18 protein-coding genes and 3 pseudogenes are annotated in these 21141 nt (G+C 50.1%); 15 read left to right on the top strand and 6 right to left on the bottom strand.

Annotated features, from left to right (window positions below; all coding sequences use genetic code 11):
- The first annotated feature begins 150 nt into the window (after positions 1 to 150).
- The 5 genes and pseudogenes from HA49_RS02535 to HA49_RS02520 form a co-directional block, all read left to right on the top strand.
- Positions 151 to 1044 (top strand): LysR family transcriptional regulator, encoded by an 894-nt coding sequence (locus tag HA49_RS02535; protein ID WP_038020182.1) that lies wholly within the window; start codon positions 151 to 153, stop codon positions 1042 to 1044.
- Between the two features lie 1014 nt (positions 1045 to 2058).
- A pseudogene (locus tag HA49_RS22035) lies at positions 2059 to 2421 on the top strand (STM2901 family protein).
- On the top strand, positions 2415 to 2741 hold the full coding sequence (locus tag HA49_RS02525; RefSeq protein ID WP_038020178.1) for a DUF1493 family protein: 327 nt from the start codon (positions 2415 to 2417) through the stop codon (positions 2739 to 2741). Before HA49_RS22035 ends, HA49_RS02525 begins: the two are co-directional and overlap by 7 nt.
- Positions 2734 to 3083: pseudogene (locus HA49_RS20755) on the top strand (DUF1493 family protein). The gene HA49_RS02525 and the pseudogene HA49_RS20755 overlap by 8 nt, the downstream one beginning before the upstream one ends.
- Before the next feature lie 39 nt (positions 3084 to 3122).
- Positions 3123 to 3443 (top strand): annotated as a pseudogene (locus HA49_RS02520) (tyrosine-type recombinase/integrase); the annotation flags it as partial.
- Positions 3444 to 3861: 418 nt separating this feature from the next.
- Here HA49_RS02520 and HA49_RS02515 read toward each other — a convergent pair.
- The 4 genes from HA49_RS02515 to icd all read right to left on the bottom strand — a co-directional run bounded on the left by HA49_RS02515 (position 3862) and on the right by icd (position 8336).
- Positions 3862 to 4551 carry an MBL fold metallo-hydrolase gene (locus HA49_RS02515; protein ID WP_245610140.1) on the bottom strand — a complete coding sequence of 230 codons (690 nt, stop codon included), beginning with the start codon at positions 4549 to 4551 and terminating at the stop codon, positions 3862 to 3864.
- 79 nt (positions 4552 to 4630) lie between these two features.
- Positions 4631 to 5623 (bottom strand): zinc-dependent alcohol dehydrogenase family protein, encoded by a 993-nt coding sequence (locus tag HA49_RS02510; RefSeq protein WP_038020173.1) that lies wholly within the window; start codon positions 5621 to 5623, stop codon positions 4631 to 4633.
- Between the two features lie 148 nt (positions 5624 to 5771).
- Positions 5772 to 6662, bottom strand: a complete 891-nt coding sequence (locus tag HA49_RS02505; protein ID WP_084706347.1) for a LysR family transcriptional regulator — start codon at positions 6660 to 6662, stop codon at positions 5772 to 5774.
- A gap of 423 nt (positions 6663 to 7085) precedes the next feature.
- Positions 7086 to 8336, bottom strand: a complete 1251-nt coding sequence (gene icd / locus HA49_RS02500) for an NADP-dependent isocitrate dehydrogenase (RefSeq protein WP_038020170.1) — start codon at positions 8334 to 8336, stop codon at positions 7086 to 7088.
- A gap of 348 nt (positions 8337 to 8684) precedes the next feature.
- On the opposite strand from icd, the gene rluE reads away from it, so the two are divergent.
- From rluE to HA49_RS02460, 8 genes are all read left to right on the top strand, one after another.
- On the top strand, positions 8685 to 9305 hold the full coding sequence (gene rluE, locus HA49_RS02495; protein ID WP_038020167.1) for a 23S rRNA pseudouridine(2457) synthase RluE: 621 nt from the start codon (positions 8685 to 8687) through the stop codon (positions 9303 to 9305).
- 45 nt (positions 9306 to 9350) lie between these two features.
- Positions 9351 to 9809: an NUDIX domain-containing protein gene (locus HA49_RS02490; protein WP_038020165.1), complete on the top strand. Its 459-nt coding sequence runs from the start codon at positions 9351 to 9353 to the stop codon at positions 9807 to 9809.
- A 63-nt stretch (positions 9810 to 9872) separates the two neighbouring features.
- Positions 9873 to 10991: a tRNA 2-thiouridine(34) synthase MnmA gene (gene mnmA / locus HA49_RS02485; protein WP_038020162.1), complete on the top strand. Its 1119-nt coding sequence runs from the start codon at positions 9873 to 9875 to the stop codon at positions 10989 to 10991.
- Positions 10992 to 11001: 10 nt separating this feature from the next.
- Entirely contained in the window at positions 11002 to 11643 is a 642-nt protein-coding gene (gene hflD, locus HA49_RS02480) for a high frequency lysogenization protein HflD (RefSeq protein ID WP_038020160.1), read from the top strand.
- A 46-nt stretch (positions 11644 to 11689) separates the two neighbouring features.
- Positions 11690 to 13060, top strand: coding sequence for an adenylosuccinate lyase (purB, locus tag HA49_RS02475; RefSeq protein ID WP_038020157.1), 1371 nt, complete (start codon positions 11690 to 11692; stop codon positions 13058 to 13060).
- Between the two features lie 104 nt (positions 13061 to 13164).
- On the top strand, positions 13165 to 13836 hold the full coding sequence (gene phoP, locus HA49_RS02470; protein ID WP_038020154.1) for a two-component system response regulator PhoP: 672 nt from the start codon (positions 13165 to 13167) through the stop codon (positions 13834 to 13836).
- Entirely contained in the window at positions 13817 to 15283 is a 1467-nt protein-coding gene (gene phoQ / locus HA49_RS02465) for a two-component system sensor histidine kinase PhoQ (protein ID WP_425427700.1), read from the top strand. The genes phoP and phoQ overlap by 20 nt, the downstream gene beginning before the upstream one ends.
- A gap of 69 nt (positions 15284 to 15352) precedes the next feature.
- Positions 15353 to 16489 (top strand): ribosomal protein uL16 3-hydroxylase, encoded by a 1137-nt coding sequence (locus tag HA49_RS02460; RefSeq protein WP_038020148.1) that lies wholly within the window; start codon positions 15353 to 15355, stop codon positions 16487 to 16489.
- A gap of 46 nt (positions 16490 to 16535) precedes the next feature.
- Here HA49_RS02460 and pepT read toward each other — a convergent pair whose 3' ends face one another.
- A complete protein-coding gene (gene pepT, locus HA49_RS02455) occupies positions 16536 to 17780 on the bottom strand; it encodes a peptidase T (RefSeq protein WP_038020145.1) in 1245 nt (414 codons plus the stop codon).
- A 267-nt stretch (positions 17781 to 18047) separates the two neighbouring features.
- Between pepT and HA49_RS02450 the strand changes: the two genes are divergently transcribed.
- Both HA49_RS02450 and HA49_RS02445 read left to right on the top strand, forming a co-directional pair.
- The gene (locus HA49_RS02450; RefSeq protein ID WP_046791642.1) at positions 18048 to 19166 is read left to right on the top strand and encodes an ABC transporter ATP-binding protein; all 1119 of its coding nucleotides are present in this window, start codon (positions 18048 to 18050) and stop codon (positions 19164 to 19166) included.
- A 203-nt stretch (positions 19167 to 19369) separates the two neighbouring features.
- A complete protein-coding gene (locus HA49_RS02445; RefSeq protein WP_038020141.1) occupies positions 19370 to 20032 on the top strand; it encodes a class I SAM-dependent methyltransferase in 663 nt (220 codons plus the stop codon).
- 118 nt (positions 20033 to 20150) lie between these two features.
- On the opposite strand, the gene cobB is transcribed toward HA49_RS02445, so the two are convergent.
- Entirely contained in the window at positions 20151 to 20987 is an 837-nt protein-coding gene (gene cobB, locus HA49_RS02440) for a Sir2 family NAD+-dependent deacetylase (RefSeq protein ID WP_038020138.1), read from the bottom strand.
- Positions 20988 to 21141 lie beyond the last annotated feature (154 nt).

The following is a 21141-nucleotide window of genomic DNA, read 5'->3' as shown; positions in this document are numbered from 1 at the left end:
GCAAATATGACTTTCTACGCTGCTGGAATTGCGTAGCTATGAGTATTGACTTTTACATCTCATTATTGTTACCAATAGAAATCGCTAAAACTAACTAATGAATACTTAATAAGCTTATAAGTAAAATTAATAAAAAAGGCAGCAACAACCATGGCCAGACGCAACCTTAACGACTTACTTTCCTTTGTGACCGTAGCCCGGGAATCCAGCTTTACACGTGCTGCCGCGCAACTTGGCGTAACTCAGTCGGCCCTGAGCCAGGCGATTTCCGGACTGGAAGAGCGGATGAAAATTCGCCTGCTCACCCGGACTACCCGTAGTGTATCGCCTACGGCTGCGGGAGAACGTCTGCTAAAGTCGGTGGGTCATCGTATTGACGAGATTGAGGCCGAACTGGATATGCTCACCGAACTTCGGGACAAGCCTGCCGGCACCGTGCGTATTACCTGCGGTCCAAATGTGTTGAAAACGACCTTGCTGCCTAAACTTACCCCGTTATTAAGGGAATATCCGGATATTCATATTGAGTTCGATGCTAACCACGGATTTCGTGACATTGTGGCGGATCGTTTCGATGCTGGTGTGCGTTTGGGTGATACGATTGACAAGGACATGATAGCGATACCTATTGGCCCACGACTCCGCATGGCGGCGATAGCTTCGCCTGATTACTTCAGTCGTTACCCTGTCCCGCAGACACCTTATGACCTAACGGAGCATCAGTGTATTAATCTGCGTATGATCCGGTCGGGAGCAATTTATGTCTGGGAGTTTGACCAGCAGGGAGGCGAGTTAAATGTGCGGGTTAACGGACAGCTTACGTTTAATACTTCTGAACATGTTGTCGACGCAGCACTTGCGGGGCTGGGAATCGCCTTTTTACCTGAACAGGAGTGTGGGTCGCATATCAGCGAAGGTCGTCTGATTCGTGTACTGGAGTCATGGTGCCACCCTTTTCCAGGATACTATCTTTATTATCCCAGCCGTAAACAACTTTCCCCGGCGTTTTCACTGGTTGTGGATGCATTACGAATTACCCGATGATTCTCATGCTAACATTCTGTGAGTAAGCGGCTTACAGAATGTGGAGCCGCTTCTGGCATCAGCCAGGCAAATGGGCAAAGTTGCCTTCAACTTAAAATTTCAACAGGTCCCGGGTCATCCAGCCTGACTACGGGGCTAAAGAGCCATTCTTTACCCCCACTACCGGACCACGGCGCCATCCGAAAACTTTATCTTTTCGGGTAAAAACTGCACCCTACTCAGCGGATATTCAACCTTTCAGATGCTGCCCGTGGACGGATTTAAAGCCGAAACAGTCATAGACATCCCGGAAGGGATATTTATCTGAAACCACTAGGGCTGTCGTTTTTGAAGTGCTTCAGCTATCCGTTTAAGATATTCATTATTTTTAAAGTTAACGATAACACATTCAAAGAACACCCTGCTAAATACAGCGATGACCAGTAAAACTATGGCTTCGCTTACTTTTCCTTTAGACAGGTTAATAAACGCGCCAAGTAAGGATAATACCAGAGTCAAGGCATATAATACTGTAATTATCTGAGGTGTAATTAATTTATTAAATCCCACAATAAAATCCTTTTTGAAGTGATGCAGATTACTCTTATATCACTGCCATCAGTATACATCCATCGATATCTGTCAGTATAAATCCGCACCTCGCAATACACCCAACGAAAGACTTTGCTAATGCTAAAACTGAGACCCGGTGTTAGCAGAACCAGGGTTATATAATAGAAAAATTTCTGAACATCATTTTCCTGGTCATTCCCCATCTATGCGAAGTCAGTGTGTAATAAAAAAATGAGAATATTAGTCTTCTCAGCATCACCTTTATGACATTACAAAAATATCGACCTCAGTACGCTTAACCTGAGTCAACTGAAAATTTCCCATATAAAAAACCACAATATTCCTGTAGGGTAAATCTGACTTAAATAAACAGGAAATCGTATAGATACGGTTAAATAACCCGGTGGTTCGTACTTTTACAGGGGAATCCCCAACCTTCCGGCAGGAGAATTATTCTTACGGATTTTTCCTAAGGCTGTTAATAAGCAGATTGGTACATCTGACTTTGCGGCCGCTGCGTGGTTAATCCCAGGTCAGCCTGATCGTCCACAAGGGATAAATTTGGCGGGACAACGAAAGGAACATCTATAACACCTGAAATGGCCTAACGGTGTCTGAATCTGGAGTCCGTTTCGTCTTCCGACATTCACTAACGCCAGCCTGCGAACCTTAAAACCCATACGGGTTAACCATCCCGGGGCATTCGTCGGGCATACAGTGCCTGTATTGGGATGGTTTATCGTCGCCTCTGATGTGGCTACTATCGCTTTCAGGAATGCAGTAAACTACAACCGCATTGCCAGGGGAAATGACCGGATATGGTGACTGATGAAGAAGTTCTGAAATTTTTTCGAACTGAGTTACCTGTAGTTAAATCACTGTTACTAAAACCTGTTACGCTCAGTTTAGATAGTATTCTTCAGGAGTATGCAGAAATTGACGACCTTGCACCGACTATTGATAAATACTCAGTAGAATTTAATACTGACATTTCATCACTACACATAGATCAATATCTGCCCTGGATTATCCCGTGGTTCTTTCGTAGTTGGTTTACAAAAAGACCTGTAAAACAATTAAAAAGGCCGCTCACAGTCAGAATGTTCGCTGAATCAGCCAGAACGGGACGTTGGTTATATGAATAATCCAGCAGGGACGCAAGAGGACGAAAATATTGAGCACAGAGTTTATAAGCTGGTAGGGCTTATGCCGGCATCTATCTGTTTAATCAAAAAAAGGTAGAGCTGAAACCTGACACTGATCTGGATACCGATCTAAGTATTAACGGGACTGAAGTTGAAGATCTGATGAATGACTTCTTCAGGGAGCTCAATGTCGAGCGGGGAAATTTCAAAATTGAAACTTACTACCCCTCTGCACCTTTATTCTGGAATCCCTTCAGTAAATCTCCGCCAATACCTGTCCCGGATTTCACTATCCGCATGCTGATCGAATCAGCAAAGGCTGGCCGCTGGTTGTATGATTAATCCGGTCGGGATTAAACAAGAAAATATTTGTAGGCATTTCTGCGGCAGGTAGTTGCCGAATGCCGGGACGCCGTACTGAGTAAGTACCTGGCCCATTTCCGTCACACCACCTCTCAAGCCACCCGTAGCGCCAGAGTGTCGGCCAACGCGATTACAACCCCCTTTAAAAAAGCCAGAAACCGCTGCGGTATCACCTGGACAGAAGGCACCGCGCCAACTTTCCATGAACAGCGTTCCCTGTCTGAACGTCTGTACCGGGCACAGGGACTGGATACGCAAAAGCTGCCGGGACATAAATCCCAAAAAATGACCGACAGATATAATGATGACCGGGGAAAGGATTGGGTGGTAGTTGGGTGAGATGCTTTCTATAAATACGGCAGTCCGCTAGGAGCGGACGTTAAATTTTAAAGGCAGACAAGCAACAAAAATATTAATCAGGAAAAAACCTGGACTCAAGGGAAGAACAAAGAACAAGGGCGTGGTGCTAATAAGCCATTTGTCTGAAAATATTAAATATTCACAAGACCATAGATAAGCGAGTGAAAGTAAGAAATGCCTTCCCGGAAGATCTGCCGGGAAGGGGCAAGTTCAGACTACTGGTGACCAGATGTCATAGTTCAATGCAAAGCTGTTACCATCTCGCACAACCTTACCAGTAGTTGGCAGGTTAAAATGCATTCCGCTAACGGCCAGATTATCACTCGCAGCGCGGTCAAGCAGTCTGCTCCGGACCGCAGCAGCGGCAACAGGATCGCTGTCGAAGGCGATAGTGACATCAGGCTGAGCGACCTGGACGTGCGGGAAATGAACGATATCGCCCCAGATGAGCAGAGATTCTTTTTTCATCTCCCAGCAGATATCCGCTGTGGCCCGGCGTGTGGCCAAACAGTTCAACGGCCTGGATCCCCGGCAGGATTGCTTCCTTACGGAAAGGCACCAGTTTGTCGTCGTACGCGTTAAAAGCGTTTTTAGCTACCTCAAAGAAAGGCCTGAACGCATCAGGTGCGCTGGCCGAAATAGTTTCATCGCGCCAGAAAGCGAGTTCTTTTTCATGTACAAAAAGCTGTTGGACATTACGGAAAACCGGAGTCTGGAGAGGACCTGCAAGACCACCGATATGATCCGGGTGCGCGTGAGTCAGTAAAATGGTGTCGATAGCGAGTGGGTCAATACCTGCAGCGGCCAGAGCAACCTGAAGCCGACCGCCCCAGCCATTGATACCGCCAGCACCGCTGTCTATCAGGATAGTGTGCTCAGGGGTCTTAATAACGTATACGTTGATATTAATACGAGGCGATGCAGGTGCACCACGCTTCCGGAGTAACGCCTCCGCCCGGGAGCCATCAATCCCGGACAACAACTCAAAAGATACGTCCAGATAACCATCACTAAGCATGGTCACTGCCATATCGCCCACTTTTTTGCGATTAATGGCCGGTGCCTGCCAGTTGTGTTGTGAAATCATGTGTTACTCCGCTGCGATGAAGTTATTACAGAAAATAAACCGACTGGTGAATGCAACTTTCTCATAGTGGGTTTAAGGTTTACCCAACCACTACGACGATTTTGCCAACCTGTCCATTTGCTTCCATATAGCGCTGTGCATCCGCAATATCCTGAAGCGGGAATGTTTTATCAATGACAGGTTTCAGTTTGCCGGAACGTAACCCTTCGGTGACGAAGGATTTTGCGCGTGCCATTTTTTCAGGGTTCGTCGTGATTTCAAACAACTCGTATCCACGGAGCGTAAGATGCTTACCGAGAATATCAAAGACAGGCACAAGCATGTCGCGGCTGTCGAGCGCCCCGTACTGGAAGAACATACCTTGCGGTGCCATCACCTGGGTCAGTTTTGCCACGTCCGGACCACCGACAGGATCAAAAACAATATGCGCCCCAATGCCATCTGTCGCATGATTGATTTCCGCAACCATATCCTGCTCAGCAGTCGCTATAACTGTGGTGGCACCAGATTTAAGAAGCATTTCGCTTTTTTCGGAAGTCCGGGTAAGAGCAATGGGTCTGGCACCCAGCATGTTAGCTATCTGTATGGCAGCCAGGCCTACACTGCTTGATGCCGCACGGATAACAACATTCTGACCAGCCTTAAGGTTGCCATATTCAACCAGCGCGCCATATGCAGTGACATACATCATCCAGCTTGCAGCAGCCTCCTCGAAGGAAAGATTTTCAGGATGCTTCACCACAGCATTTAACGGAGCATTGACCAGTTCACCGTACATACCGTATTCATTAAACATAAACGAAGGGATAACGCTGACCCGATCTCCGTTAACCAACCCTTCTACAAGCTCACCAACGGCCTGCACTACGCCCGAGGCCTCGTAACCCAGGCGTGCCGGAAATTCTGGCTCAATGACATACTGACCGTTGCGGTACATGATTTCTGCACGATTGAGCCCAATCGCGTGTACGCGAATCTGAACCTCATCCGCTGCTGGTGCGGGCACTTCCACATCTACTACTTCCAGTACTTCCGCACCACCGGTACGGTTAAAGGTAACCACTTTAGACATATTCAGCTCTCGTCAGTTAGCAGCACATCTTCAGAATATTGTTGAAGACATGCCCGTTTCATTTACTGACAATCTACGCTGCTATACACGCACCAAAAATAGCTGGCAGGGAACTTCAGTATTAATTATCTGTTAATAATCTATGCTTTCAGCAGATCTGCTTGGTCAGAACTTCACTGAACCAGTCGATAAAGACCCGTACTTTTGGAGAAAGATAGCGCCTGTCCGGATACATCACCGACACAGGCTTGGATACTGAAGGGTACTGCGGAAGAACTTCTTCAAGAGCGCCGGAAGCAATATGGGGGGCGAGGCCGTCAAATGTGGCCTGGATAATACCTAAACCGGCCAGGCCACAGGAAAGCAGAATATCCGAATTATCAACCAGCATATTGCCCGCAGGGCGAAACGATACAACGTTTCCGTCTTTGATAAATTTCCATTCCATCACGTCACGACTGTGTTCGCTGAAAAAATTGATCGCCCGATGCAGGCCCAGATCCGCAAGTGTTTCGGGTCGTCCATGTTGTTGCAGGTATGATGGGGCTGCACAGGTAACCATCCTGATGTAACCAAGACGTCTGGAGATAAAACTCGAATCCTGAAGCTCGCCCATGCGGACAAGACAGTCCACACCTTCAGCGATCAAATCGGTTTTTTTGTCTGATGAAACAAGTACGACGTCAATATCAGGATATAGTGACTGGAAATGTTTGAGATTAGGGATCAGTATGGCGTGAGCCAGCGCCAGCGGGACATCAAGCCTGAGCCGCCCCCGGGGGGGAAGAGTCGGTGAAAAACTAGCCATCATGTCATTCACTTCGGCCAGCACATGCCTGGCATGATGATAAAACTCATCTCCTTCAGCAGTAATGTTAAGCTTGCGGGTTGTGCGATGAATCAGTTTTACACCCAGATCATGCTCAATTTGCTGTATCGCTTTGCTCACGGTGGGACGATGGATTTGAAGCACGTCAGCGGCTTTAGAGAAACTACCCTGCTCAACAACCTGGATGAAAATATTTAGGTATTCAATCATGTTGGTGTGCACGTGATCTCCCGGCTCTGTTTAGGCTGTTTGTGGTTGGCATTGTAAAGTAAACAATTCCGATGGGCATCAAGTTAAGGACTTTATGGCTTTCACAATGTCAGCTTTTGGCACAATGCGGACGAACTCACTGACCATTCCATCGCTACACCCTCCCTCTACCCACTCACCTCAAAAATAATGGCCTGAACAGGCTTGACTACAATCTCCCTTCGGGGAAGGAATTAACCAAATAAACAGCCCGAATCCCCACCCGTAATGACAAAATCCAGAGCTTGAAATGTAAGAATTACTGATAAATCCCAGTCCGCCGAACGGAGGGTTTTGGGGAAGAGTTTTGGGGAAAGGTTTTCGGGCATAAAAAAAACGGGCTCTTTTCAGAACCCGTGCTTATGTATCAGCGGTGACGCCTGATTACATATTTTTGATGATAGCATCACCAAACTCTGAGGATTTCAGCAACTTAGCGCCGTCCATCAGACGTTCGAAATCGTAGGTCACGGTTTTGGCGGCGATAGCACCTTCCATTCCCTTAACAATCAGGTCGGCCGCTTCGGTCCAACCCATATGACGCAGCATCATTTCGGCAGACAGGATCACTGAACCCGGGTTCACTTTATCCTGACCGGCGTATTTTGGTGCAGTACCGTGGGTAGCTTCGAACAGTGCGCATTCGTCACCAATGTTGGCACCCGGGGCAATACCAATACCGCCTACCTGGGCTGCCAGGGCGTCTGAAATATAGTCGCCGTTCAGGTTCATACAGGCGATAACGTCGTATTCGGCAGGACGCAGCAGGATTTGCTGCAGGAAGGCATCGGCGATAACATCTTTAACGATGATCTCTTTGCCGGTTTTCGGGTTTTTAAACTTCATCCATGGGCCGCCATCCAGCAGCTCAGCGCCGAATTCTTCTTTCACTAACTGGTAGCCCCAGTCTTTGAAAGAACCTTCGGTGAATTTCATGATGTTGCCTTTATGAACCAGAGTCAGGCTGTCACGGTCGTTGGCAATGGTGTATTCCACCGCAGCACGCACCAGACGTTTGGTACCTTCTTCTGAACAAGGTTTAACACCGATACCACACTGCTCAGGGAAACGGATTTTTTTAACACCCATTTCCTCACGCAGGAATTTAATCACTTTATCTGCTTCTGCAGTACCGGCTTTCCATTCGATACCGGCATAAATATCTTCGGAGTTTTCACGGAAGATGACCATATCGGTATCTTCAGGGCGTTTCAGAGGGCTTGGGGTGCCGGTGTAGTATCGAACCGGGCGCAAACAGATGTACAGATCGAGCTCCTGACGCAGCGCAACGTTCAGTGAACGAATGCCTCCGCCAACCGGAGTGGTTAATGGGCCTTTAATGGCAACGCGGTATTCTTTGATAAGGTCGAGGGTTTCCTTCGGCAGCCAGACATCCGGACCATACAGTTCAACAGATTTCTCGCCGGTGTAGATTTCCATCCAGGAAATCTTACGGTCGCCCTTGTAAGCTTTCTCTACGGCGGCATCAACCACTTTCAGCATGACAGGAGAGACATCAACCCCAATCCCGTCCCCTTCGATGTAAGGGATCACAGGGTTATTTGGTACAACAAGTTTTCCCTGACTAACAGTAATTTTCTGACCTTCCGCCGGAACAACAACTTTGCTTTCCATCAACCTCTCCTTCGAGCGATTTTATGTTAATGATTTGTAAGATGCCGGACAATAGTACCCGAATACGCAGGCAATAGCTTGCAAAAAAATGTATCCGCATACCCGTTGCCGGGGACATGGTGACAAAGAGTATTACCGCAAATTTTCACCGATGATAAGTATTTTATTTCCCTGAACGGGGAATTGTGATGCCGGTGGCGGGTTACGGGCTGAATTGTCTGACCAGCCGAATAACTGTACGAAAAACCGGCAGTTAGGATATCTTTCCCCGACCGATACGCCAACATCCTACAGCCAAAATACGCTATCCGGGTTATACTGCTGTGATTCTGGTCAATAATACTCATTATGTTTAACAAATCCCGACATCCTAAGCGCTCTTCCCGCCCTATCGGCACCCCGGTCAGCCAGCAAGCCCGGAAGATCATCCTGTTTAACAAACCCTTCGATGTACTGCCTCAGTTCACCGATGAAGGCGGGCGACGTACCCTGAAAGAGTTTATTCCGTTAAGTGGTGTTTATGCTGCCGGGCGTTTAGATCGTGACAGTGAAGGACTGCTGTTACTGACTAACGACGGTAAATTACAGGCGCAACTGACTCAGCCTGGCAAGCGCACCGGGAAAACCTATTTTGTGCAGGTCGAAGGTGATCCCACGGAGCAGGATCTGCAGCGCTTGCGCGACGGCGTTACCCTGAAAGATGGCCCTACTCTGCCCGCCACCATCGAACGGGTTGCGGAACCGGCCTGGTTGTGGCCGCGACATCCCCCGATTCGCGAACGTAAATCGGTTCCTGACTGCTGGCTGAAAATTGTGCTGCATGAGGGGCGTAACCGCCAGGTCCGGCGGATGACCGCGTTTATCGGTTTCCCGACCTTACGCCTTATCCGCTATGCTATCGGCAGTTATACTCTGGATAATCTGGCTTCAGGCGAGTGGCGTGAAGTCAGTTCCGTGCAGGGAGTCTGATAACGGACTTCCGGCACTCTCTTTTCCTTTTCTCCGGGAGTAGTTATGTTTAGCCCACATATTACGGTCGCCTGCCTGGTCCACGCCGAAGGCAAATTACTGGTGGTAGAAGAACGGATTAACGGATTGCCCACTCTCAATCAGCCAGCGGGTCATCTGGAGGCCGGAGAAACACTGAGTGAAGCCGTGAGTCGTGAATTATATGAAGAGACCGGTCTGAACGCTGAACCGCACTATTTCCTGGGGGTTCAGCAATGGATTGCCCCTGATAAGACGCCCTTTATTCGCTTTCTGTTCGGGCTGGATCTCGCGTTTTGTGCGGAAACCTCTCCGCAGGACAGCGATATCGATCGCTGTCACTGGCTAGCCCCTGATGCGATTCTCACGGCAGATAACCTGCGTTCTCCGCTGGTCGCCGAATCTGTACGGCTTTGGCTGCTGCCGGAACGATATCCGCTCAGTCTGGTATCCGCCTATAATTGGCCATCCGCCAGGGATGCGTAACAGGCTGTGTCATGGTAGAATACGCCGCCGGTTTTTTATAAATACGTCTTGTGTGAGTAGGTCATGTCTGACAATAGTCAAAAAAAAGTAATCGTCGGTATGTCCGGCGGGGTAGATTCTTCCGTGTCAGCCTGGCTGCTGTTACAGCAGGGATACCAGGTTGAAGGTCTTTTCATGAAGAACTGGGAAGAAGACGACGGGGAAGAATACTGTACTGCTGCCGAAGATTTGGCCGATGCACAAGCCGTATGCGATAAACTGGGTATCCGTCTGCATAAGATTAATTTTGCGGCCGAGTACTGGGACAATGTGTTCGAACATTTCCTGGAAGAATACAAAGCCGGACGCACACCAAATCCGGATATTCTCTGTAATAAAGAGATCAAGTTTAAAGCCTTCCTTGAATTTGCTGCCGAAGATCTCGGGGCAGATTTGATAGCCACTGGTCACTATGTTCGCCGTCAGGATGTTGGCGGTAAAAGCCGGTTACTGCGTGGTCTGGATGCCAATAAAGATCAAAGCTATTTCCTGTACACCCTGAGCCACCAACAGGTTGCCCAGAGCCTGTTCCCGGTCGGAGAACTGGAAAAACCGGAAGTACGCCGTATTGCTGAACAACTGGATCTGGTCACTGCCCGTAAGAAAGACTCCACCGGTATCTGCTTTATCGGTGAGCGTAAATTCCGCGATTTCCTCGGTCGCTACCTGCCCGCTCAGCCGGGAGTTATCGAAAATACCGAAGGTCAGGTGCTCGGTGAGCATCAGGGCCTGATGTATCATACTCTTGGCCAGCGCAAAGGGCTGGGGATCGGCGGGCTGAAAGACAGCAACGATGATCCCTGGTATGTGGTGGATAAAGATGTGGCCACTAACCGGCTGATTGTAGCTCAGGGTGCTGAACATCCGCGCCTGATGTCTGTCGGCCTGGTAGCTCAGCAACTGGACTGGGTAGATCGCCAGCCTGTCACCGCGCCGTTCCGTTGTACCGTGAAAACCCGCTACCGCCAGACCGATATTCCCTGCGAAGTGATTCCGTTGTCGGATCAACGTATTGAGGTCCGGTTTGATGAACCGGTGGCAGCAGTCACCCCCGGACAGTCAGCGGTATTCTATCTGGATGATATTTGTCTGGGCGGCGGCGTTATCGAACAGCGCCTGCCTCTGCCTGACGCTGATAAATAACGGGGACGCCGTGGCCAAAAATATCAGGGAAATCACACTGGCTCTGGCCGGTGTTTGCCAGGCAGCACATCTGGCACAGCAATTAGCTCATCAGGGCAGCTGCCCACCAGAGGTGTTTCGCGTGTCATTACAAAGTCTGGTGGATCTCAATCCACCAGATACCCTCGCTGTTTACGGCGGTGATCAAGCCAACCTGCGTTTTGGTCTGGAAACCCTGATTGCCGTCCTGCATAATCCTTCGCGCCAGGGTGCCAGCGCCGAACTGACCCGTTATACTCTCAGTCTTCTGATGCTGGAACGTAAGCTGCACAATAACCGCAAAGCCCTGCAGCAGCTGACACAGCGAATTTCCGGGCTTGATCATCAGTTGCAGCATTATGCGCTGGACTCTGATACTGTGATAGCCGCTATCGCTGGCATCTATGTGGATGTTATCAGCCCGATTGGTCCGAGAATTCAGGTGAGCGGCTCGTCAGCGGTATTACAGAACAGTCAGGTTCAGAGTAAAGTCCGGGCCGCACTACTGACCGGTATCCGCAGCGCGGTGCTCTGGCAACAGGTGGGGGGTAGCCGCCTGCATTTAATGTTTAGTCGCTCCCGGATTGTCGGAGAAGCGAAATCAATTTTATCCCGTTTGTCGCCCGGATGTTAACTGGCGGCAGCATGACTGCTTTTACAATGATTCAGGAGTTGCACTGATGGAATTATCCGCACTGACCGCCGTTTCCCCTGTTGATGGACGCTATGGGGACAAAGTCAGCCCGCTGCGCGCGATTTTCAGTGAGTTTGGGTTACTGAAATTTCGTGTTCAGGTTGAAGTTCGCTGGTTACAGAAACTGGCCTCAACCGCAGAAATCAGGGAAGTTCCTGCATTTGACGCTGACGCAAACGCTTACCTTGACCAGATTGTCGCCAGTTTCAGCGAAGAAGACGCAGCCCGTATCAAAACCATCGAACGCACCACCAACCACGATGTGAAAGCGGTCGAGTATTTCCTTAAAGAAAAAGTTGAATCGGTTCCGGCTCTTCAGGCTGTTTCCGAATTTATTCACTTTGCCTGTACTTCTGAAGATATTAATAACCTGTCCCACGCGCTGATGCTGGAAACGGCCCGTCGTGAAGTCATTCTGCCCTACTGGCAGCAACTGACTCAGGCGCTGGAAACTCTGGCCGCCGAATACCGCGATCTGCCGTTACTTTCCCGTACCCACGGTCAGCCTGCAACCCCTTCAACACTGGGTAAAGAGATGGCTAACGTGGCTTACCGAATGGCTCGCCAGGTTCGTCAACTGGAGCAGGTCGAAATCCTCGGTAAAATCAATGGTGCAGTAGGTAACTATAATGCCCATATCGCCGCTTACCCGGAAGTCAACTGGCACCAACTAAGTGAGGAATTTGTCACCTCGCTGGGTATTCGCTGGAACCCGTACACCACGCAGATTGAGCCGCACGACTATATTGCCGAACTGTTCGACTGTGTGGCTCGCTTTAATACCATCCTGATCGATTTCGACCGTGATATCTGGGGTTATATTGCCCTGAACCACTTTAAGCAGAAAACAATTGCCGGTGAAATCGGTTCTTCGACCATGCCGCATAAAGTGAACCCGATCGATTTCGAAAACTCAGAAGGTAACCTGGGCCTGGCGAATGCTGTTCTGCAGCATCTGGCGGCTAAACTGCCGGTTTCCCGCTGGCAGCGTGATCTGACGGACTCTACCGTGCTGCGTAACCTGGGTGTGGGCATCGGTTATGCCGTGATTGCTTACCAGTCAACCCTGAAGGGGATCTCCAAACTGGAAGTCAACCGTGAGCGCCTGCTGGATGAACTGGACCATAACTGGGAAGTGCTGGCAGAACCGGTACAGACCGTGATGCGCCGCTACGGTATCGAAAAACCTTACGAAAAACTGAAAGAGCTGACACGCGGCAAGCGCGTCGATGCCAAAGGAATGCAGGAATTTATCGATACCCTGCCCCTGCCGGAAGAAGAAAAAACCCGCCTGAAAGCAATGACTCCGGCCAACTATCTGGGCCGTGCCGTCACACTGGTTGATGAACTGAAATAATCTGCCTACGCAGGCCGGATTATCCGGTCTGCGTTAATCCCCTGTTTACCTCAAATCACGTATACTGACCAGATAGTCTTTCCTGCCTGGTTCGAGGTTTAATTATGCGTGTGCTGGTTATTGAAGATAACGCTCTGTTGCGTCATCACCTGGCCGTTCAGTTACGTGATATGGGGCATCAGGTTGATGCTGCCGAAGACGCCAAAGAAGCTGATTATTTTCTGTCAGAACATGAACCTGATGTTGCCCTGATCGATCTCGGCTTACCGGGAGAAGATGGTATGACATTGATACGCCGCTGGCGCGCCCGTTCGGTAAAACAACCCATTCTGGTGCTGACCGCCCGGGAAGGCTGGCAGGCTAAAGTAGAAGCACTCGAAGCCGGTGCCGATGACTATGTCACCAAACCCTTTCATATCGAAGAAGTGGCGGCCCGGTTACAGGCCCTGATGCGTCGCAATAGCGGCCACGCTTCTCAGGTGATTGATTGCGGACCCTTCCAGGTGGATTTATCACGTAAAGAACTGACCATCCATCAACAACCGGTGAAGCTGACGGTATTTGAATATACCATCGTTGAAACTCTGATTCGCAATGCCGGCAAAGTGGTCAGCAAAGAGTCACTAATGCTGCAACTCTATCCGGATGCCGAATTGCGTGAGAGCCATACCATTGATGTACTGATGGGCAGACTGCGCAAAAAGATACAACAACTGCACGACGGCGACGTGATTACCACAGTCCGCAGCCAGGGTTATCGTTTTGAGCATTGCTAAACGCCTGCGTCATATCATTTCGCCACATGGTCCACTTTCATTACGGGTACGGTTTTTGCTGGCAGCGTCGGTGCTGGTGCTATTTTTGTCACTCAGTTACGGGGTGGTGGCGGTTGTTGGTTATGTGATTGGTTTCGATAATAATACCTACCGCGTTATGCGCGGCGAAAGTAACCTGTTCTTCACCCTGGCACAGTGGCAGGATAACCAACTGACCATTGCCAAACCGGAGCGTATCAAGCTTAATTTCCCCACGCTGGTATTTATCTACAATGAACATGGCAAGTTGCTGTGGCAGTTACGCGACGTTCCGGAGATTCGCTCAAAAATACATCCCAGTTGGTTACTGAAAAGTGACTTCTACGAAATAGATACCAACAACCATGCCAGCCTGGAAGCTATTGGTGATGACCGGGTCGCCCGACAAAAAATGAGCGAACTGGCGAATGACGATACCTTCACCCACTCCGTGGCAGTCAACCGCTATGATGCCACTCCGAACCTGCCGGCACTGACCATTGTGGTGGTAGATTCGATTCCTCAGGAGCTACAGCACTCTGATGTAGTCTGGCTATGGTTCAGTTATGTACTGGCCGCTAATCTGCTGCTGGTGATCCCGCTACTCTGGCTGGCCGCCCGCTGGAGCCTGAAACCGATTGGCCATCTGGCTGCTCAAATCCATGAACTGGAAACCAACCAGCGTGACAGTCTGGACACCAGCCCACCGCAGGAGTTGCGTAGCCTGGTACGTAACCTCAACCTGCTGCTGAATAACGAACGTCAACGAGGTATGCGGTATCACACCACGCTGTCTGACCTGACTCATAGCCTCAAAACACCGCTGGCGGTATTGCAGAGTACGTTGCGATCACTGCGTGGCGGTCAGCGACTGAGTGTTGAAGAGGCGGAACCGGTAATGCTGGAGCAAATTAGCCGCATATCACAGCAGATTGGCTATTACCTTCACCGTGCCAGCCTGCATGCCGATCATAACCCACTACAACGTGACCTTCATTCAGTCCCGGCCTTATCGGACAGCCTCTGTTCGGCACTGAACAAAGTCTACCAACGAAAAGGGGTCGATCTGTCTCTGGATATCTCTCCAGAAATCACCTTTTGTGGAGATCAAAATGACTTTATGGAGGTGTTGGGCAATGTGCTGGATAACGCCTGTAAATACTGCCTGGAATTTATTGAAGTCACCGCCATGCAAAGCGAAACTGAATTGCATATTTTTATTGATGACGACGGCCCCGGGATTCCGGTTAGTAAACGTGATCTGATTTTCCAGCGCGGGCAGCGGGCTGATACTCTGCGTCCAGGCCAGGGTATCGGGCTGGCAGTGGCCCGTGAAATCGTCGATATCTATCAGGGAGATATTATTGCACATAACAGCCCTCTTGGCGGTACCCGAATGGAAGTGATATTCCGTCAGCAACAGATGTAAATTCTGCCAGACTTCGCCCCGGTCAGCCTGATATACTGAGCCCTGACTTCAGCAAAACAGAAGGTTTCTATGGACTACCAACTTTCCATCAACTGGCCGGAATTTCTGGCAACTTACTGGCAGAAAAAGCCGGTAGTGATCAAACAAGGATTTAAGGATTTCGTCGATCCAATCACTCCTGATGAACTCGCCGGGCTGGCGATGGAAAATGAAACGGACAGCCGACTGGTTAGCCAGGATAATGATAAATGGCAGGTCAGCCACGGTCCGTTTGAAAGCTTTGATCACCTCGGGGAGACTCACTGGTCACTGCTGGTTCAGGCTGTCGATCACTGGCATGCTCCTTCTGCTGCGCTCATGCAGCCCTTTCGTACCCTGCCAGACTGGCGCATGGATGACCTGATGGTCTCGTTTTCTGTGCCTGGTGGCGGCGTCGGCCCACATCTTGACCAGTACGATGTGTTTATTATCCAGGGCAGTGGTCGTCGCCGGTGGCGCGTAGGGAATAATGTACAGATTAAACAGCACTGCCCGCATCCTGATTTGCTGCAGGTTGAGCCTTTTGACGCGATTATTGATGAAGTTCTGGAACCCGGAGATATTGTCTACATTCCGCCTGGCTTCCCGCATGATGGATATTCATTGGAGAATGCCCTGAATTATTCTGTAGGCTTTCGCGCCCCCTCCGGTAAAGAGCTGTTAAGCAGTTTTGCGGACTATGCTCTGGCGAATGAGATAGGCACCCACCGCTATAGTGATCCACAGATTAAGACCCGCAGCAATCCATCCGATATTCTGCCGGCTGAAACTGAGGCGATCCGGGGCATGATGCTGGGACTTATTAGTGAATCCGCCCATTTTAACCAGTGGTTTGGCGAATTTATTTCCCAGTCCCGCCATGAGCTGGATATTGCACCACCCGAGCCACCCTATCAGCCCGATGAAATCCTTGATGCTCTGCAACAGGGGGATACTCTGACCCGTCTGGGAGGTCTGAGAGTAATTACGCTTGGCGATTCGGTGTTTATCAACGGCGAAAGTCTGAGTTGTCGCTGGCCACAAGCCTTGCATGCACTGGCAAATAAAATCACCCTGAACGTTGATGATTTTTCAGACGCGCTGGACGATCCTGCCTTCCTGAATCAGTTGGCCGGACTGGTTAACAATGGTTACTGGTATTTTGAAGACAGGGATTGTGACGAATAATTTTTCGCAGCACAGAATTGTCCCGCCGGGGCAATTCTGTGAATGATCAACGCGCCGGTTCACCGCCTGCGGCTGCCAGTTCGGCAATCTGCATTATCACCCGTACACTCAGGTCCATAATGTTGAGCGAAGCAAATTCATGTTTACCATGAAAGTTAAATCCGCCGGTAAACAGATTCGGGCAAGGTAATCCCTGCCATGACAACACTGCGCCGTCAGTTCCTCCCCGCACGGGTTTTACCACCGGTTGAACTCCGCATCGTTCAATGGCCAGCAAGGCCAGAGCAATCACCTGAGGTTGGGCCTCGATTTTCTCGCGCATATTACGGTAGCTTTGCTGAAAACTCACTGAGACTGACACATGGTTGCCGTAATGATGATCCATCCTGCCCGCGATAGCTTCCAGGTATTGCTGGCGCAGCAGAAAATCCTGCCAGACAAAATCACGTACCAGATAATGTATTTCAGCCCGCCCAGCATGGCCTTTCAGCGAATCAAGGTGATAAAAACCCTGATAACCGGTGGTATTCTCCGGCTTTTCTTCTGCCGGTAACTGTGCATGGAATTCCCAGGCCAGTTCTAACGCATTAACCAGTTTGCCCTTTGCTTCACCGGTATGGGCACTATTCCCGGTAATTTTTACGACTGCCTTGCCGGCGTTAAAATTTTCATACTCAAATTCACCGGCACCATTGCCATCCACCGTGTAGGCCCAGTCAGCTCCGAAGCTTTCAATATCGAATAGTGCGGCCCCGGTTCCCGTTTCTTCATCCGGAGTGAAGGCAACACGGATCTTACCATGTGGCCGTTGCTGTTGTTTTAGCCGTGCCAGTGCGGTGATAATTTCGGCAATACCTGCTTTATCATCAGCACCGAGCAATGTCTTACCATCGGTGGTAATCAGGGTGTGTCCATGCAACTGGTGAAGAACAGGTATCAGTACCGGCGAAAGAATTTCCTCGCCAATACCCAACGCGATATCACCGCCACGATAATTCTCTACCAGTTGCGGTTGTATATTTTTCCCGCTGCAATCCGGAGAGGTATCCAGGTGGGCGATAAACCCCACCACCGGCACCGGTTCACTGACCGTGGCGGGTAATGTCGCGGTCAGACAACAATGTTCACTTAAACTGATCTCTACACATCCCAGTGTTTCCAATTCTGCCATCAGTATTCTGGCCAGTTGCCATTGCCCCTCACTGCTGGGCACCTGTCCGGAACGACATTGCACTTTCGACTGCGTATCTACCTGAACATATTGTAAAAATCTATCCAGTAATTTTTCCATCTCAGGCTCCTTTGTCATCGGGGGTTATTATTGACACATCGGAGCCTGGTTATTTTGTCCAAAGTCATAAAGCATTCGTTTATATTAATTAATTAAATACTGTTGTATTTACATCAGCTAAATTCCGTCAGGTCTGGTTTACACAATCCCTCCCCTTACCGCGGTTTTTCTGACAGTCTCCGGCTGTTAAGGTATTATCCGGGGAAATGGCCGGCGGCAGCTCTTACTGAACGGCTGCTTTCTGATGACTGACACAGAGTAACTTATATGATGCCATCCCCTCCGGCACTGGTGATGCTTAATGGAATCCGCAAAGTATTTGACCAAAAAATCGTGATCCCCGATATCAGCCTGAGTCTGGCACAGGGTGAATTTGTAACGTTGCTGGGGCCGTCCGGCTGCGGTAAAACCACGCTATTGAGGTTGATTGCCGGACTGGAGAGTCCCGGGCAGGGCACTATCATGCTTAACGGGGTTGATATCACCCACCAGCCTGCCGAACAACGCCCTGTGGGTACCGTGTTTCAAAACTATGCCCTGTTTCCCCACATGAGTGTGTCGGATAACGTCAGTTTCAGTCTGCGTATGCAACATCGTCCCTCGGCCGAAATCAGACGGCGGGTGGCAGAAGTGCTGGGGATGGTTCAACTGGAGGATTTTGCCAACTACCGCCCCTCGCAGTTGTCCGGCGGCCAGCAGCAACGGGTGGCGATAGCCCGGGCCATTATCAGTCAGCCCGCATTGTTATTACTTGATGAACCTTTATCGGCACTGGATTTTCCGTTACGCAAACAGATGCAGAGCCAGTTAAAAATGTTGCAGGAACGTCTGGGAATCACCTTTGTTTTTGTAACCCATGACCGACAAGAGGCTATGGCACTGTCAGACCGGATAGTCATATTAAAGGAGGGTCGGATCCTGCAGGAAGGCAGCCCGCAGTCCATTTATCAGCAACCGGCCAGCCTGTTTGTCGCCGGATTTACCGGCGAGGTGAATCAGTTGAGTGCTCAGGTTCTGTCATGCTCTGCAGGCGAGGAAGCGCTGGTCACTCTTCATGGCTACCAGTGCCGTGCGCAGTGCCGGTTCCCCGTCCGTGCGGGAGAATGGGTACAGCTAGTAGTCCGCCCTGAAGATCTTTGCCTTCGCCCGACCGGGGAGAGCCAGCCAGCCGAAGGTCTTGCCGGTATTATCCAGGCAACTGAATACCAGGGACGGATATTAGAGACCCGGGTCAGGCTTCATCACGGTGAATCAATCACTGCCTGCCGGTGGGTGAATGATCCGGCCAGTCAGTTAGCCTCAGCGCCTGGTGAGTCTGTGTTAGTCAGTTGGCCTGCGGGTCGTGCTCAGATTTTTCCCGCAGAAACCTCAGCCCCTATCCCCTAATCCCATTACCTTTAAAAACAAGGGGGTACTTTCAGTCGGCTGTACAATTTCCCGGCAAAATAATCACAAAATGTTTGGGGTTTTCTGATAATGCTGTTAAATTCATCAGGCTTGTAGCTGTCAGGAGATGGCCGTCAGGCGAGAGAAGTGACGAGGAAAATTACCCGTTTTGAGCATTTAGCGGATCACAGGGAGTGATAACAATGGACAGCCAGCCCGGAATCAAAGCCTATAATAGCGTCTCACTGAGTTTATATAACTGGTGGGTTTTATCGGTTGCTAATCGTTTTGCCTGGCGGTGCTCTACCTCCGAAGTTCAGTTACCCTTTTACCGCCAACATTTGTCCAGCCGTCACCTGGAGATTGGTGCAGGTACCGGCTATTACCCCCGCCATTGCATGAACATCAGCCAGCTAACCTTACTGGATCTTAATACCGAATGCCTGTTTCAGGCGCTGCGGCGTATCGGCCCTGCCCGGGTGAAAGCAACGGTCCGTCATGACATTTTTCTGCCATTTCCCGAACATCTGCATCAGCGTTATAACTCCGTGGCGCTGTACTACGTATTGCATTGCCTTAATGGCAGTGCCGAAGACAAATTTACTGCCCTGAAAAATGCCACACAGGCACTTACTGCTGACGGAATAATGTTCGGAGCGACCATTAGTGGTGAACTGCAACGGCACAATCTGTTCGGCCGGATACTGATGAAGGTTATGAATCGCAAGGGGATCTTCACCAATTATCATGACAGCGCCGCCCTGCTTGAGTCGCAGCTCGGTCAACTGTTTCGTGAAGTCACGGTAACTGAAGTCGGCGCGGTGATTATGTTTACCGCCCGTTATCCCCTGCAGACGAATGTCTGATTTACCCGTCATCCCCTTTAGCGCCAGGTCGCAAACTGGTCGACACGGCCAAAGACCTGGCAGGCAAACCAGAGTGATATCCCGGCAGCGTGGCGGCGACTTCCCCGGAAATCACTATTTACTGGTGCAGATGCTTCAGTAATTCGCTGATATATTCGGGCACCAGCGTGGTTGCCGGTCCGTAATGGCATTCGGCAAACTCATTATTCACCTCGCTCGGTTCCAGATTGAGTTCTACAGTATGTGCCCCCTGCAGGGTGGCCTCATGCACAAACCCGGCGGCAGGATAAACATGTCCGGACGTGCCGATAGCAATAAAAATATTCGCTTCTGATAAAGCGTGATAAATACGCTCCATCTCCAGTGGCATTTCACCAAACCAGACAATGTGAGGTCGGAGTCGCGATGGGAACTGACAACAGGTACAACGATCATCGGCCATGATATCGCCGGTCCACTGGATAACCTGACCACTTTCTTCACAGCGTACTTTAAGCAATTCACCATGCATATGAACCACCCGTTGACTCCCGGCCCTCTCATGCAGGTTATCGATATTCTGTGTGACCAGCAGCAGATTATCTCCCAGCACCGACTCCAGCCGTGCCAGTGCCAGATGCGCTTTATTGGGTGCAATATCCTCTGAATGTAGTTGCCGGCGGCGCTGATTATAAAATTCCTGAACCCGTTCCGGTGCACGACGAAACCCTTCCGGGGTAGCGACATCCTCTACCCGGTGATCTTCCCACAGCCCGTCACTGGCACGGAAGGTACGGATACCTGACTCTGCGGAAATCCCCGCACCGGTCAACACCACCACCTTCGGTAAGCGGTTTTTTGCCATATTCTGCTGCTCCCGATCACACTCGAAAATAGACTGCCGGTGACGCTGATGCAGCTTGCGTTTATGTTTCCTGTAACGGGCAATCCGGACGCGACGTCGCGGTGTGAGCATAACTATCCCTCTGGTACTCATTCACTGATAATTTCCGGTCACGGTGCTTCGACCAAATCACTGTCCGTAACCCTGACTATCAGGTTATACCTGCCGGCTGTAATCATTGCACGACAAAGCATCCCGCTGATACGCCAGCAGGATAACAGTTTTT

Source organism: Tatumella morbirosei (assembly GCF_000757425.2).
GTDB classification, from domain to species: domain Bacteria; phylum Pseudomonadota; class Gammaproteobacteria; order Enterobacterales; family Enterobacteriaceae; genus Tatumella; species Tatumella morbirosei.
This window is presented reverse-complemented; position numbering and strand designations above follow the sequence as displayed.

What these genes read in the sequence shown, in the direction of transcription:
- HA49_RS02525 (WP_038020178.1), top strand. Translation starts at nt 2,415, where the DNA reads ATGGTGACTGATGAAGAAGTTCTGAAATTTTTTCGAACTGAGTTACCT.
- HA49_RS02445 (WP_038020141.1), top strand. Translation starts at nt 19,370, where the DNA reads ATGGACAGCCAGCCCGGAATCAAAGCCTATAATAGCGTCTCACTGAGT.
- HA49_RS02450 (WP_046791642.1), top strand. Translation starts at nt 18,048, where the DNA reads ATGATGCCATCCCCTCCGGCACTGGTGATGCTTAATGGAATCCGCAAA.
- HA49_RS02515 (WP_245610140.1), bottom strand. Translation starts at nt 4,551, where the DNA reads ATGATTTCACAACACAACTGGCAGGCACCGGCCATTAATCGCAAAAAA.
- mnmA (WP_038020162.1), top strand. Translation starts at nt 9,873, where the DNA reads ATGTCTGACAATAGTCAAAAAAAAGTAATCGTCGGTATGTCCGGCGGG.
- purB (WP_038020157.1), top strand. Translation starts at nt 11,690, where the DNA reads ATGGAATTATCCGCACTGACCGCCGTTTCCCCTGTTGATGGACGCTAT.
- HA49_RS02490 (WP_038020165.1), top strand. Translation starts at nt 9,351, where the DNA reads ATGTTTAGCCCACATATTACGGTCGCCTGCCTGGTCCACGCCGAAGGC.
- pepT (WP_038020145.1), bottom strand. Translation starts at nt 17,780, where the DNA reads ATGGAAAAATTACTGGATAGATTTTTACAATATGTTCAGGTAGATACG.
- cobB (WP_038020138.1), bottom strand. Translation starts at nt 20,987, where the DNA reads ATGCTCACACCGCGACGTCGCGTCCGGATTGCCCGTTACAGGAAACAT.
- HA49_RS02510 (WP_038020173.1), bottom strand. Translation starts at nt 5,623, where the DNA reads ATGTCTAAAGTGGTTACCTTTAACCGTACCGGTGGTGCGGAAGTACTG.
- rluE (WP_038020167.1), top strand. Translation starts at nt 8,685, where the DNA reads ATGTTTAACAAATCCCGACATCCTAAGCGCTCTTCCCGCCCTATCGGC.
- HA49_RS02505 (WP_084706347.1), bottom strand. Translation starts at nt 6,662, where the DNA reads ATGATTGAATACCTAAATATTTTCATCCAGGTTGTTGAGCAGGGTAGT.
- phoP (WP_038020154.1), top strand. Translation starts at nt 13,165, where the DNA reads ATGCGTGTGCTGGTTATTGAAGATAACGCTCTGTTGCGTCATCACCTG.
- HA49_RS02460 (WP_038020148.1), top strand. Translation starts at nt 15,353, where the DNA reads ATGGACTACCAACTTTCCATCAACTGGCCGGAATTTCTGGCAACTTAC.
- icd (WP_038020170.1), bottom strand. Translation starts at nt 8,336, where the DNA reads ATGGAAAGCAAAGTTGTTGTTCCGGCGGAAGGTCAGAAAATTACTGTT.
- HA49_RS02535 (WP_038020182.1), top strand. Translation starts at nt 151, where the DNA reads ATGGCCAGACGCAACCTTAACGACTTACTTTCCTTTGTGACCGTAGCC.